The 13,074-nt window shown below is 66.3% G+C and carries 15 protein-coding genes; 10 read left to right on the plus strand and 5 right to left on the minus strand.

Going from position 1 to position 13,074, the window contains the following annotated elements; genetic code table 11:
* Positions 1–9: 9 nt before the first annotated feature.
* Genes fliJ through fliF form a run of 5 tightly spaced genes read right to left on the minus strand, consistent with a single transcriptional unit; the run spans position 10 to position 5,432 of the window.
* Positions 10–465: a flagellar export protein FliJ gene (fliJ, locus tag QFZ42_RS02395; protein WP_307699414.1), complete on the minus strand. Its 456-nt coding sequence runs from the start codon at positions 463–465 to the stop codon at positions 10–12.
* A 23-nt stretch (positions 466–488) separates the two neighbouring features.
* Positions 489–1,934, minus strand: a complete 1,446-nt coding sequence (gene fliI / locus QFZ42_RS02400) for a flagellar protein export ATPase FliI (protein WP_307699415.1) — start codon at positions 1,932–1,934, stop codon at positions 489–491.
* A gap of 5 nt (positions 1,935–1,939) precedes the next feature.
* On the minus strand, positions 1,940–2,683 hold the full coding sequence (gene fliH, locus QFZ42_RS02405) for a flagellar assembly protein FliH (RefSeq protein WP_307699416.1): 744 nt from the start codon (positions 2,681–2,683) through the stop codon (positions 1,940–1,942).
* 56 nt (positions 2,684–2,739) lie between these two features.
* Positions 2,740–3,735 (minus strand): flagellar motor switch protein FliG, encoded by a 996-nt coding sequence (fliG, locus tag QFZ42_RS02410; RefSeq protein ID WP_157615469.1) that lies wholly within the window; start codon positions 3,733–3,735, stop codon positions 2,740–2,742.
* A complete protein-coding gene (gene fliF, locus QFZ42_RS02415) occupies positions 3,732–5,432 on the minus strand; it encodes a flagellar basal-body MS-ring/collar protein FliF (protein WP_307699417.1) in 1,701 nt (566 codons plus the stop codon). Before fliF ends, fliG begins: the two co-directional genes overlap by 4 nt.
* 289 nt (positions 5,433–5,721) lie before the next feature.
* On the opposite strand from fliF, the gene fliE reads away from it, so the two are divergent.
* The 10 genes from fliE to flhC all read left to right on the plus strand — a co-directional run bounded on the left by fliE (position 5,722) and on the right by flhC (position 13,031).
* Complete coding sequence (fliE, locus tag QFZ42_RS02420) at positions 5,722–6,039, plus strand: flagellar hook-basal body complex protein FliE (protein WP_258502108.1); 318 nt, start codon at positions 5,722–5,724, stop codon at positions 6,037–6,039.
* Between the two features lie 165 nt (positions 6,040–6,204).
* Positions 6,205–7,494, plus strand: a complete 1,290-nt coding sequence (locus tag QFZ42_RS02425) for a FliC/FljB family flagellin (protein WP_307699418.1) — start codon at positions 6,205–6,207, stop codon at positions 7,492–7,494.
* Positions 7,495–7,613: 119 nt separating this feature from the next.
* Positions 7,614–7,970: a flagellar protein FlaG gene (locus QFZ42_RS02430; RefSeq protein WP_307699419.1), complete on the plus strand. Its 357-nt coding sequence runs from the start codon at positions 7,614–7,616 to the stop codon at positions 7,968–7,970.
* A gap of 55 nt (positions 7,971–8,025) precedes the next feature.
* On the plus strand, positions 8,026–9,474 hold the full coding sequence (gene fliD, locus QFZ42_RS02435; RefSeq protein WP_307699420.1) for a flagellar filament capping protein FliD: 1,449 nt from the start codon (positions 8,026–8,028) through the stop codon (positions 9,472–9,474).
* A 17-nt stretch (positions 9,475–9,491) separates the two neighbouring features.
* Positions 9,492–9,914: a flagellar export chaperone FliS gene (gene fliS / locus QFZ42_RS02440; RefSeq protein ID WP_307699421.1), complete on the plus strand. Its 423-nt coding sequence runs from the start codon at positions 9,492–9,494 to the stop codon at positions 9,912–9,914.
* A 19-nt stretch (positions 9,915–9,933) separates the two neighbouring features.
* On the plus strand, positions 9,934–10,263 hold the full coding sequence (locus tag QFZ42_RS02445; RefSeq protein ID WP_307699422.1) for a flagellar protein FliT: 330 nt from the start codon (positions 9,934–9,936) through the stop codon (positions 10,261–10,263).
* Positions 10,264–10,287: 24 nt separating this feature from the next.
* On the plus strand, positions 10,288–11,598 hold the full coding sequence (gene fliK / locus QFZ42_RS02450; RefSeq protein WP_307699423.1) for a flagellar hook-length control protein FliK: 1,311 nt from the start codon (positions 10,288–10,290) through the stop codon (positions 11,596–11,598).
* The gene (locus QFZ42_RS02455; protein ID WP_307699424.1) at positions 11,595–11,897 is read left to right on the plus strand and encodes an EscU/YscU/HrcU family type III secretion system export apparatus switch protein; all 303 of its coding nucleotides are present in this window, start codon (positions 11,595–11,597) and stop codon (positions 11,895–11,897) included. The genes fliK and QFZ42_RS02455 overlap by 4 nt, the downstream gene beginning before the upstream one ends.
* Before the next feature lie 190 nt (positions 11,898–12,087).
* Positions 12,088–12,426: a flagellar transcriptional regulator FlhD gene (gene flhD / locus QFZ42_RS02460; RefSeq protein ID WP_307699425.1), complete on the plus strand. Its 339-nt coding sequence runs from the start codon at positions 12,088–12,090 to the stop codon at positions 12,424–12,426.
* The gene (gene flhC, locus QFZ42_RS02465) at positions 12,423–13,031 is read left to right on the plus strand and encodes a flagellar transcriptional regulator FlhC (RefSeq protein ID WP_307699426.1); all 609 of its coding nucleotides are present in this window, start codon (positions 12,423–12,425) and stop codon (positions 13,029–13,031) included. Before flhD ends, flhC begins: the two co-directional genes overlap by 4 nt.
* Positions 13,032–13,074: the final 43 nt, after the last annotated feature.

Below are 13,074 nucleotides of genomic sequence, written 5' to 3' on the forward strand. Positions count from 1 at the left end.
AGGAAAACGTCAGGGGGTCGGTTGGGAGGCGCGGTCGAAGAACTTGCGCGCCGCGCGTTCGTCGCTGTCGCGTTGCTCGCGCCGTGCGCCGACCACGAGTTCCTGCCGCCGCATGCGCTCGGCCAGCGCATCGAAGGAATTGAGGCGGCGCTTGTGGTGCTGCCATTCGTTGCGGCCGAGGTCCAGGCGTGTGGCGGCCTGCGCGACGATGGCTTGCTGCTGCTTGATGGCGCCGTCGAGCGTGCCGAGAAAGTTGCGGTAGTTGTGCCATTGCGCCGAGGGCAGGCCGTTCTGCATCAGCACGTGCAGCTGGTCGCTGTAGTCCTGGCGGTATTGCAGCAGCAGCTCGAGCTTCTGAGCGGCGCTGACCTGCGCGTTCTGCAGCAGGCCGAGCTGCCGCGCGGCGTCGTCGGTCTTGTTGCGGGCGAGATCGGTGAGCGTGTCGAGCGGAAGTTTGTGCGGCATGGCGGCTCCGGAATGGTGGTGGCTCAGGCAGGTTCGAACAGTCCGCCCATGCGGGCGATCGAGGTGGCGTAGTCGCAGCGCTCTTCCATCGATTGCTGGAGGAAGGCTTCGATGCGCGGGTACAGCGCAATGGCCTGGTCGAGTTGCGGGTCGTGGCCGGCCGCATAGGCGCCGACGCTGATCAGGTCGCGGTTGCGCTGGTAGCGCGAGAGCGCCTGCTTAAAGCGGCGCACGGTGTCGAACTGCGAGGGTTCGATCAGCGACGTCATCGCGCGGCTGATGGACGCCTCGATGTCGATGGCCGGGTAGTGGCCGGCTTCGGCCAGCGTGCGCGACAGCACCACGTGGCCGTCCAGGATGGCGCGCGCCGAGTCGGCGATCGGGTCTTGCTGGTCGTCGCCTTCGGACAGCACCGTGTAGAAAGCCGTGATCGAACCGCCGCGCCCATTGGCATCGCGCGCGCCGTTGCCGGCCCGCTCCACCAGCGCCGGCAGCTTGGCGAACACCGAAGGCGGGTAGCCCTTGGTGGCCGGCGGCTCGCCGACGGCCAGTGCGATTTCGCGCTGGGCCATGGCATAGCGCGTGAGCGAATCCATGATGAGCAGAACGTCGCGGCCCTGGTCGCGAAAGTACTCCGCCAGGCAGGTGGCGTAGGCCGCACCCTGCAGGCGCAGCAGCGGCGAGTTGTCGGCCGGTGCGGCGACCACCACGGCGCGCGCCAGGCCTTCTTCGCCCAGCGTGTTCTCGATGAAATCCTTCACCTCCCGGCCGCGTTCGCCGATCAAGCCGACCACGATGACCTCGGCGCTGGTGTAGCGCGCCATCATGCCCAGCAGCACGCTCTTGCCCACGCCGGAGCCGGCGAACAGGCCCATGCGCTGGCCGCGGCCCACCGTGAGCATGGCGTTGATGGCGCGCACGCCGACATCGAGCACCGAATCGATCGGCGCGCGCGCGAGCGGGTTCATCGGCGGCGAGCTCAGCGGCACCCTGCGGCTCACGTCGAGCGGACCGAGCCCGTCGAGCGGCCGCCCGGCGGCATCGACCACGCGGCCGAGCATGCCTTCGCCCACTGGCAGGCGCTTGGTATGGGCATCGCCCGGGTTACCGCCGGCAATGGATTGCGCGGGGCCGGGACGCGCAAACACGCGCGCACCGGGCAGCAGGCCGGCCACTTCGCTTTGCGGCATCAGAAACAGGCGGTCGCCGGCGAAGCCGACCACTTCGGCTTCCGCATGACGTTGCGGATAGCCCGGTGGCAGTTCGATCAGGCAGTCGCTGCCGACCGGCAACTGCAGGCCCACGGCCTCCAGCACCAGGCCGACGGCGCGGGTCAGCCGGCCCGAGGTGGCAATGGTCGAGCAAAGGCCGACGTCGCGGCGGGCTTGCGCCAGCGTGCCGAGCCAGGACTGCAGGTGCGGGTTGGCAGCGGATGTGGAAGGTGCTGCGGCTTGTTCTGTAGCGGACATCGTTTTCAGCCTCCGGCCGAGTCGCCGCCGCGGGGCGAGAACGCATCGGCCACGCGCTTCCAGCGGGTTTCCAGGCTCGCGTCCACTTCGCCGCTCGCGGAGCGCACGCGACAGCCGCCGCGGGCCAGGGTGTCGTCGGCGCGCACCTGCCAGCCGGCGGCCTGCAGTTCGTTGCCGAGGCTGTTCTTGACCAGCGCCACATCTTCGGGGTGCAGCAGCAGGCGCGGCTCGCCTTGCAGCGCGGGCTCGGCGTGCAGCAGATCCTGCACCAGCGCAAGCACCCATTCGGGCTCGGTGCGCAGCGTGCGGTGGATCACCTGGCGCGCCACATCGAATGCGAGCGCCAGCATGGCATCGGCCAGTTCGCTCTCGGCGCTGCGCAGTGCGGCGGGCAGCGCCGCGGCGAGCGCGCGCAGTTGCTCCGCATGCGCGCTGGCGCCGGCCAGGCCCGCGGCCATGCCGACGGCATGCCCGTCGGCATGGCCCTGGGCCCAGCCCTCGCGGCGGCCTTCGGCCTCACCGGTGGCGCGCGCCTCCAGCCGCAGGCGCTCGAGCTCGGCCTCGCGCGCCAGGGCCGCGGGGTCCACGCGCGGCGCCGCGGCCGCTTCGACGGGCGCGCCGGCTGCGAGCGCGTCTTCGTCGAGCGAGCTCATCTCCCAGCGCTGCCACGCCGACAGGCGGGGCCTCGCGGGCATCGACGGCGTGCTCTGCCGCGCACGGGACGCAAAGGATGGGTTGGCCAACGTCATCTCATCGACTCCCCGCGGTACCGCGCTGACCGCGGAATTGGACTTGCAACATGGTTTCAGACGAAGTCATCGGTTCCGGGCGTGGAGATGACGATTTCGCCGGCATCGGCCAGGCGGCGCACCACCTGGAGAATGGCCTTCTGTTCGGTTTCGACCTGCGACACCCGTACCGGGCCGCGGAGTTCGATGTCCTCGCGCAGCGTTTCGGCGGCGCGCTGCGACATGTTCTTGAGGAACTTCTCGCGCAGCTCGGGCGCCGAGCCCTTGAGCGCGACGATGAGCGAATCGGATTCGATGTCCTTGAGCAGGCGCTGGATGAAGCGGTCTTCCAGGTCGAGCAGGTTCTCGAACACGAACATCTCTTCGAGAATGCGCTGGGCCAGCGCGTCGTCGTGTTCGCGCACATGGGCAATGGCGCCTTCTTCCTGCGCGCTGTTCATCAGGTTGACGATTTCCGCCGCGGTGCGCACGCCGCCCAGGCGGCTGCGCTTCAGGCCTTCGCCCGAGAGCATTTCGGTCAGCACGTCGGTCAGCTCGGCCAGAGCGGCAGGCTGTACGCCGCCGAAGGTGGCCACGCGCAGGATCACGTCGTGGCGCAGGCGCTCCGGCAGTTTTTCCAGCACCTCCGAGGCCTTCTTGCGGTCCAGGTGGATCAGCAGCGTGGCAAGGATCTGCGGGTGCTCGTCGCGGATGAGTTCCACCACTTCGCCGGCTTCCAGATCGTTCAGCCGCTCGATGCCGCCATGCGGCTGCTCGGGCTGGAGAATGTCTTCGAGCAGGTTGCTGGCGCGGTCGTCGCCGAGTGCCTTGCGCAACACGGCGCGGATGTAGCTGCCCGAGCCCAGGTGCAGCGCGGACAGCTGCTCGGTCTCCATGCGGAACTCGGCCAGCACGGCCGCCAGCTCGTCCTTGGAGACCTGGCTCAGCTTGGCCATTGCCGCGCCCAGCGCCTGCACTTCGGTCGCGGGCAGGTGGGCCAGCGTGGCCGCCGCGCGGTCCTCGCCGAGGGACATCAGCAGGATTGCGCTTTTTCGTGTGCCGGCATCGCTCATGTGTTCATCCAATGCTTGATCAACGTGGCCACCAGGCGCGGGTCCTGGTCGGCGGTCTCGTGTGCGTAGCCGAGGTCGGCCTTCTGGCGTTCGATCTCGCGTGCCTTTGCGCTGACACGCGATGCGTTGGCTTCGTCCTCGTCGCTCATGCCGTCGGCTGCGGCGGTGGCGCCGGAGCCGGCTGGCGTGGCGGCCGCTGGAGGCGCCGGGGGCGCAAGGTGCTTGCGTAGCAGGGGCCGCAGCACGGCGAACCAGGCGAACAGGGCCAGGAAGGCGAGCAGCACATACTGTCCGATCGTCTTGGCGAGGCCCAGGTTGGCCGGGTCGCGCCAGAAGGACAGCTCGGGGCCGGCCTGGCCGTCGTCGCTATCACGGGTGAAGGCGCTGTTGACCACGTTGAGCGAGTCGCCTCGATCCTGGCTGAAGCCCATCGCTTCCTTGGCCAGGTTGCGGATCTGCTCGATCTCGGCCGGCGTGAGCGCGCGCTGCACGAGCTTGCCGCTGGCGTCCGGCGCGCTGCGATGGTTGACCACCACCGCCACCGAGAGCCGCTTGACGCCGCCCGCGCCCTGTTGCACGTGGCGGATCGAGCGGTCGAGTTCGTAGTTGGTCGTCGAGTCCTTGCGTGCGCTGCCCGGTGCCGAGCCGGCCGTTGTTGCAGCACCCGTTGCACCCGGTGCGGCCGCGGCATTGGAAGCCGCCGGTGCGGTGATGGGCGCGTTCGGCGTTTGCGGCGGCTGGTTCGACAGCGCGCCCGGAATGCCGCCCGGCGGCGTGGCGCCTTGCTGCGTCGATTCGCTCGATTGCTGGCTGCGGACCGCCGCGGTGCGCGGGTCCTGGTTCGGCTTGTAGGTTTCTTCGGTGCGCTCGACCACGGAGAAGTCGATATCGGCCGCGACCTGCGCGCGCACGTTGGTGGCGCCAAGAATGGGTTGCAGGATGGCCTCGATGCGGCGGATGTAGCCCTGCTCGATTTCCTGCGCATATTTGAGCTGGCTCACGTCCAGCCCGCGCGCGCCGGCGTTGGCGGCCGACAGCAGGTTGCCGTGCTGGTCGACCACGGTCACGCTCTTGGCATTCAGTTCGGGCACGCTGCTCGAAACCATGTGCACGATGGCGCTGACCTGGCCTTCGTCGATGCTGCGGCCGCGGTGCAGCGTGAGCACCACCGAAGCCGAAGGCTTCTTCTGGTCGCGCACGAAGAGAGAGGGCTTGGGAAGCGCCAGGTGGATGCGCGCCGATTCGACAGAGCCGATCGATTCGATGGAGCGCGCGAGCTCGCCCTCGAGGCCACGCTGGTAGTTGACCTGCTCGGCGAAATGGCTGGTGCCGAACTTCTGGTTGTCCAGCAGTTCGAAGCCCACGCCGCCGCCCTTGGGCAGGCCCTGCGCCGCGAGCTTCAGGCGCACTTCGGGCACCTTGTCGCCGGCGATCAGGATCGCGCCGCCGCCTTCGGCGAACTTGTACGGCACGTTCATCTGCTGCAGCGACGCAATGATGGCGCCGCCGTCGCGGTCGGACACATTGGTATAGAGCACGCCGTAATCGGGACCGCGGCTCCAGAGCAGGAACGCGGCGGCGGCCGCGACGATCGCGGCGGCGCCGACGATCAGTGGCAGTTTCGGTTGCGCGCGCAGGCGGTCCGCAAGTGCGGAACCGGGCGACGGCATGGCGCCCGCGGGCGCCGCCGAACTCATGCGGGTACCCCGGCCATGGCCAGGGGCACCGGGCGGCGCGGGGTCATGGTGAGGGGCTGGAGGCTTCGATGTTCTGGAGTCATGCCGGTGGGCTGTGGTGTCGTCAGCGGGCTTGGGGATCGGCGTTGATTCTCAGCAGGCGCGCCAGTTTCGATTGGTCGAACAACCGGGGGTTTTGCCGTCAGTTGGGGGCATGTCCCAAGGGCTTCCCCTGATACGCTGAAACCACGCGGAGGCGCCCCGGTGCTTCCTTGTCCATCCCTGAATTCACACAGAGAGAAAGCATTCCATGTCGATTGCCGCCATCGAGTCCGTTTTGCAGCAGATGCGGGTCACCTCGCTCCAGACCGGCATTGCCCAGCCCGCCGCCGAAGCGGCCGAGCCAGGAGGCTTTGCCGCCGAGCTCCGCCGTTCGCTGGACAACATCAGCACCGCGCAGACCAAAGCCTACGGTCAGGCCGAGGACTTCGAAATGGGCAAGCCCGGCGTTGCGCTGAACGACGTGATGGTCGACCTGCAGAAGGCCAACGTGGCTTTCCAGACCGGCCTGCAGGTGCGCAACCGGCTGGTCGCCGCTTATCAGGAAGTGATGAACCTGCCCGCCTGATCCCGTGGGTTGTGGGCAGCGCAACTTTTTTGCGCCGGACTCTAAATGTTTGGAAACCCCTGCCGATAACTAAACCAACGATGGCTTGAGTCTCACAGTGGGAGCGGGTCCAGCGTTGCGGCCGGACGGCCGGAGTCCACAACCTTTGTCTATCAGGAGTCGAACATGGCGCAAGTCATCAACACCAACAGCCTTTCCCTGCTCACGCAGAACAACCTCAACGCGTCGCAATCGTCGCTGAACACCGCGATCCAGCGCCTGTCTTCGGGCCTGCGCATCAACGGTGCCAAGGACGACGCAGCGGGCCAGGCCATTGCCAACCGCTTCACCGCCAACATCAAGGGCCTGTCGCAAGCCCAGCGCAACGCCAACGACGGCATCTCGCTGGCGCAAACGACTGAAGGCGCACTGAAGGAAGTGAACAACAACCTGCAGCGCGTTCGTGAGCTCGCAGTGCAAGCCGCCAACGGCAGCAACTCGGCCAGCGACCTGAAGTCGATCCAGGACGAAATCACCCAGCGCATGAGCGAAATCGACCGCGTCTCGGCACAGACCGATTTCAACGGCGTGAAGGTTCTGTCGGCCGGCGCCAAGCCCCTGACCGTGCAAGTCGGTGCCAACGACGGCGAAACGATCAAGATCGACCTCAAGCAGATCGACTCGACGACGCTCGGCTTGGCGGGTTTCTCGGTCAGCAGCAACGCGCTGCCGGTCAGCGCTCCGATCACGCAGACCAACCTCTCCGGCACGCCCACGGACGTCGACCTCTCGTCGGCTGCCACCTCGCTGGGTGTGGACGCTTCTTCGCTGAGCCTGCACAACGTGAAGGACGCCACCGGCGCCGCCACCGCCAACTTCGTGGTCAAGTCGGGTGACGACTTCTACGCTGCTTCGGTCGACGACACGACCGGCGACGTGGTCCTGAACGTGGCCGACGTCGAGTTCACCGACACCGACAACGGCGTGACGACCGCTGTTGCACTGGCCGACCAGCTGGTGAAGGTGGGTGTGGACGCTGCTGGCGCCACCACCGCCTATGTTGGCGTGCAAGGCAAGAACTTCTCGGTCGGCGCTGGCGCACTGGCCAACGGCGGCAACGCGCCGACCGACTTCGACAACACCGGCACGGACATCGTCCTGAGCGGTGCTGGCAAGACGGCCGAGTTCGCCGGTGCGGCTTCGGTCGACCCGATGAAGAAGCTCGACGCAGCGCTGAAGATGGTCGACGACCTGCGCAGCTCGCTGGGTGCGGTGCAGAACCGTTTCGACTCCACGATCGCCAACCTCGGCACCACGGTGACCAACCTGTCTTCTTCGCGTTCGCGCATCGAAGACGCCGACTACGCCGTCGAAGTGTCGAACATGACCCGCGCGCAGATCCTCCAGCAAGCCGGTACCTCGGTGCTGGCCCAGGCGAACCAGACCACGCAAGGCGTGCTGTCGCTCCTGCGTTGATCTGAGAAGGCATTGCGCAGGCGCCCGGGTGAAAGCCCGGCTCCGCCTGCGCTGTTCCCTGCGGCTTGGCTTCGGCCAGGCTGCAGACGACAGCGAAAGCAATCAAGAAGGTGGAAATCATGTCGATTCCCGTAACCCCGGCGGCAGACGGCCAGTGGTGGAAGCAGATGCTCTCCGAGCGGACGGTGGGCGCAGCCGAGCCCGTCTCTGCGGAGCCGGCGGCCATGACGTCCGGCGTGATCGAGGAAGCAACGCCCACACAGGTTGCCGAGGCGGTGCGCGAGATCAACACGTCGCTGCAGAGCCGTTCGGTCGGCCTGCAGTTCGAGCTGGACGAGGACACCGACAAGATGATCGTCAAGGTGGTCGACCGGACGAGCGGCGAAGTCATCCGCCAGATTCCTTCGGAGGAAGTGGTGCGCATCGCGAAGGTGCTGGGCAAGGCGCCCGGCCTGCTGGTGAGCCAGGCGGCCTGACGGGTTCCCTTCTTTTTTCTTCTTCTCTTATTCGTAGTTTCCAGGACATCTCAACATGGCATCGATCAGCAGCCTCGGCGTTGGCTCCAAGCTCGACCTGAGCACCTTGCTCACCCAGCTCGAGACGGCGGAGAGCCAGCCCCTCGTGCTGCTGCAGCAACGTCAGGTGAGCTACACGAGCAAGCTCTCGGCCTACGGCACGCTGCAAAGCTCGCTCAGCACCTTGCAGGCGGCGGCCAAGAAGCTGTCGGAGCCCGCGCTGTTCCAGGGCGCGAAAGTCACCTCGAGCGTGCCCGAGGTGCTGACCGCGTCGGCCGGCAGCACGGCCACGGCCGGCACCTATACGGTGGACGTGACGAAGCTCGCCCAGCCGCAATCCCTGGTGGCCGCCGGGCGGGCGGACGCCAAGGCCGCCGTCGGCACCGGCACCATCACCATCGACTTCGGCACCGTGGGCGGCGGCACGCTCGACGCCGCAACCGGTACGTATACCGGTGCGAGCTTCACGAAGGACGCCAGCCGCACCGCCGTGCCGATCACCATCGATGGCACCCACAACACGCTCGAAGGCATCCGCGACGCGATCAATGCGGCCAAGGCCGGCGTTTCGGCCAGCATCGTGAACGACGGCAGCGGCACGCCCCACCGGCTTGTGCTGACGTCGTCGCAGACGGGCGAGGCTTCGAGCATGCGCATCTCGGTGGCCGGCGATGCGGCGCTGCAGAGCCTGTTGAACAACGATCCCGCGGCCACGCAGAACCTGCGGCAGACGGTGGCGGGGCAGAACGCCCAGCTCACGGTCAACGGCATTGCAGTGACCAGCGCAAGCAATACCGTGAAGGAAGCGATCCAGGGCACCACGCTGAACCTGTTGAAGACGGGGTCCAGCAACCTGGCGACGCAGCCCGATACGGCCACCGTGGAAGCGGCGGTCAACGACTTCGTCAAGGCCTACAACAGCCTGCAGGCGACCGCCAAGACCCTGACCACGTATGACCAGGATTCGAAGACCGGCGCCGCGCTGGTCGGCGATTCGACGCTGCGCAACCTGCAGACGCGCATCCGCCAGGCGCTCACCACGCCGCAGGCCGGCGGCCCGACCGACCTCAAGGTGCTGTCGGAGATCGGCGTCACCTTCCAGAAGGACGGCACCATGGCGGTCGATTCGACCAAGCTCAAGGCGGCCGTCAGCACCAATCTTTCGGGCGTTGCGGGGCTCTTTTCCAGCGCCACCGGCAGCACCGCCGGATACGGCAAGCAGATCAGCGCGGTGGTGGACAACCTCACCTCCACCGGCGGCGCTCTCAAGGTGGCTTCGGATGGCATGACGGCCTCCCTCAAGCAGCTCGACCAGCAATTCACCGACATGAAGATGCGCGTGGATGCCAAGGTGGAGCGCTATCGCGCGCAGTTCACCCAGCTCGACCTGCTGATGAGCCAGATGAGCAGCACCAGCAGCTATCTCACGCAGCAGTTCGCGAGCATGCAAAGCAGCAGCAAGTAATTCCAGCGGAGCAATCGATGTACACCCCCCACACCTTCAGAGCCGGTGCCAATGCGTATGCACGCGTCGGCGTGGAGACGCGCGCGATGAGCGCGTCGCCTCACCAGCTCATCGTGATGCTGTTCGACGGCGTCGTCACCACGATCGGCATGGCGCGGCACCACATGGCAAGCGGCGACACCATGGCCAAGGGCAACGCGATTTCCAAGGCGATCAGCATCGTCGACAACGGGCTCAAGGCCAGCCTGGACGCCAAGGCGGCCGGCGCGGCCGGCGCCGAGCTGGTGGCCAACCTGTCGGCGCTGTACGACTTCGTGATTCGTCGGCTGCTGTACGCAAACCTGCACCACGACGCGAAGTCGCTCGACGAGGCCGAAGCGATTCTCGAGAACATTGCGTCCGCATGGCGCGAAGTCGGCGGTGCCAGTGTCGACAACTGAAATACCGGAATCGCAGGCCATGCCGGTGCGCCACGAAGTCCTCCATTGCTATGGCGAGCTGGCCTCGACCATGTCGCTCATGGCGGCGCTCGCCCGCGCCAGGGAGTGGGAACGCCTTGCCGAGCTCGAAGCGCGCTGCGCGGCGCTGGTCGACCGGCTCAAGGCGATCGGCAAGGTGTCGCTGGACCCGGTACAGCTGGAACAGGTACGCAGCCTGATCGACTGCATCCACTCCGACCAGGAAGACGTGTGCGACATGGTCAAGCCGCAACTCGAGAGCCTGATGGTCAAGATGGCGCAGTTGCAGAAGCGCAGCGAGCTCGGCAAGGCCTACGGCACGCCGTATTGACCTGCAAGACAGCACGGCAACGCAATGAACAGACCGATCGGACCCGTCGATGCACCGCTCGCAACGAAGCTCGCCGCACTGCGGCCGGAGCTCGCCGCGCTGCAGACCGAGGTCGGCACCAGCGCGCCGGCCGGCGCAGTGGCCGAGGTCCAGCAGGTCAAGAACGATGTCCGGCTGCCGTCCCACTCGCTGCTCGAGGCCGTGCTGCCGGCCAGGGCGCCGGCCGGCGCGCCGCGCCCCTCCGATGCCCCGCCTTCGGTGGCTACCCAGTGGTCGGCGGCGGCTCGCGCCATCAGCGCCGTGCTGGCCGATCTTCATGCCGAACCCGAGCCGGTGCGCGGCACGGCGCCCCTGTGGCCGTCGGCGCAGACGCCCGCGGCGCCCGTGCTCGCCGGCGCGCTGGCGCAGACCGTGGCCGGGAGCGGGCTGTTCTACGAATCGCATCTGGCCGAATTTGCCAACGGCCTTCGCACCGTGCAGCAGTTGGCCGAGGAGCCGCAAATGCGCTTGACGCAGGCTGGCACCGCGTCCGCTGCGTCCGCCACTGCGGCAGCGGCCCAAGCGCAGCAATCCGGCCAGGTGATGGCGGGTCGGCCTCTTGCTGCCGAACCGGTCTTGTCGGTTCCGGCTGCGAGCCAACCGATGGCTGCCGCTACGGGCCCGTCTGTTTCCGCCGTGGGCCAGCCCCTGCCGGGTGCGCCCGCACAAGGACAAGCCGTGATCGTTCCGCAAGCTGCGTTGACGCAGGTGCCGCAGGCATCCGTCTACACCAGCCAGGGCGTTCCGGTGGCTTCGGCGCCGGCTTTCCCGGTTGATCCGGCCATGGTTTCCGACGAGCGTGCCTTCGGCCGCCACCTTGGCGAAAACAGCACGCCCGCTTCTTCGGCGCGTACCGCTGCTCCGGTTGCCGCACCGGCCGAAATGATTCATCCGCAGACAGTCGCCGTGGTGCACCAGCAGCTCGATCTCCTGGCCACCTCTGTCTTCCGCTGGAGCGGCGAGGCGTGGCCGAACGTTCCGATGAAGTGGTCCATTCACGAAGAGGGCGATGAAGGGACCGATGCACCTGGCGACCAGCGCAACGACGAGCGCAAGGAGCGCCCGCGCAGCTGGTCGACCACCGTGTCGCTCGCGTTGCCCACGCTGGGCGACGTCGATCTTCGGCTGAGCCTCACGGGTGAACTCGTTCAGGCCCGCCTCGCCGCCAGCGAAACCGCGACGCTGGCGCGCTTGCGCAACGGCAGCGGCGAATTGGGCCCGCGCCTCGAAGCCGCCGGATTGCGTTTGCAAGACCTGCAAATCACGGCGATGAGCCCGGTGGAGCATGCCGGATGACTGCCTCGACCGATGCGCGCCCGAGCGCAGTGGCTCTCTCCTATGCCGACCCGGCGAAGGCGCCGGTGGTCGTGGCCAAGGGTTACGGCGTGACGGCGGAGTCGATCTTGCGGCAGGCGCGGGAGAGCGGCGTGTACGTGCACGCCTCGGCGGACCTGATCAGGCTGCTGATGCAAATAGACCTCGATCGGCAGATCCCACCGCAGCTCTATCTGGCGGTGGCGGAGGTGATGGCGTGGGTCCATCGGATCGAGGCCGGCCAGGGTGTGACAGGGTCCGGAAAAGTTAATGCTTTGTAATTAATCCTTCCAACTAAATGAGAACTAACTTCATCGGCAGAAACCCAGTCGTGCGGCTGCAACAAAACCTTACATGTACTTGTAGCCCGCTTTACAGTTTCCCCGGGAACGAAAGTTACAAACTGTTAAATAGTTGGAATAATTCACTCAAGACATCTGAACGGAGTGCATTTTGGAAACGGAAATTGTGATGAACGTGGCCAACGGCGAGATCTCCCAGGAGATCGGCGATATCAATCTTGCCTACATGTTGCTGGCGCAGAAGCTGGTCAAGCAGGACCGCGTGGCGGCGATGTTCCGCCTGGGCGTGAGCCGTGAACTGGCCGATATGCTGGCCAGCATGTCGCTGGCGCAGATCCTGAAGCTCGCGGCCTCGAACTTCCTGCTGTGCAGTTTCCGCCTCGACGAGCATGCGTCGATGTCGGCCGTGGTTGGCGAAGGTAAGGACACGATGCTGCAACAAGCACACATGTCGATACTGATGTCTGCACGAAGCCTGCAGGGCCGAAAAGAAGCCGCCACGGTATGAGCACCAAGAGCGTCCTTGGCGAAGTGCGCGAAGTTCAGTTGGCCATCCAGCTGATCCACCTCGGCGCCCGTCTGCAGTTCCTCGAGTCGGAAGTGGGCCTGAGCCGCGAGCGGCTGATCCGCCTCTACAAGGAAATCAAGGGCGTCTCTCCGCCCAAGGGCTTGCTCCCTTTTTCAACCGATTGGTACATGACCTGGCTGGCGAATATCCATTCGTCAATGTTTTACAACATGTATCAATTCATGAAAACCCATTCTGATGAAGAAAAGGTGTGGGTATTAATTAAGAGTTACAAGTTATATCTTCAGCAAATTGAAGCCCAGGAAAGCGAGCCAATTCTGGATTTCACGCGTGCCTGCACGATGGTTCGTTTCTTCGACAGCGACATGCTGCAACTGAGCACCTGCCGCCGCTGCGCGGGGCAGTTCGTGGCGCATGCGCACGATCACAAGAGCGGGTACGTCTGCGTGCTCTGCCGGCCCCCGTCCCGGGCAGGCAAGGCGCGGGGTTCGAAGCGCGCCGCGGGCGGCGAAATCTCGGTGCCGGGCATGGAAAGCATCGGTCTTGCCGTGGAATCGGCGCTCGACGGTGGTGGACTTCATTGAAAAAAGCGGACCTTGCCCTCGCGGGCCAGGCTTTTGAATCGAC

Origin of the sequence: Variovorax paradoxus (assembly GCF_030815855.1) — a bacterium.
In the GTDB taxonomy this organism is placed as follows: domain Bacteria; phylum Pseudomonadota; class Gammaproteobacteria; order Burkholderiales; family Burkholderiaceae_C; genus Variovorax; species Variovorax paradoxus_M.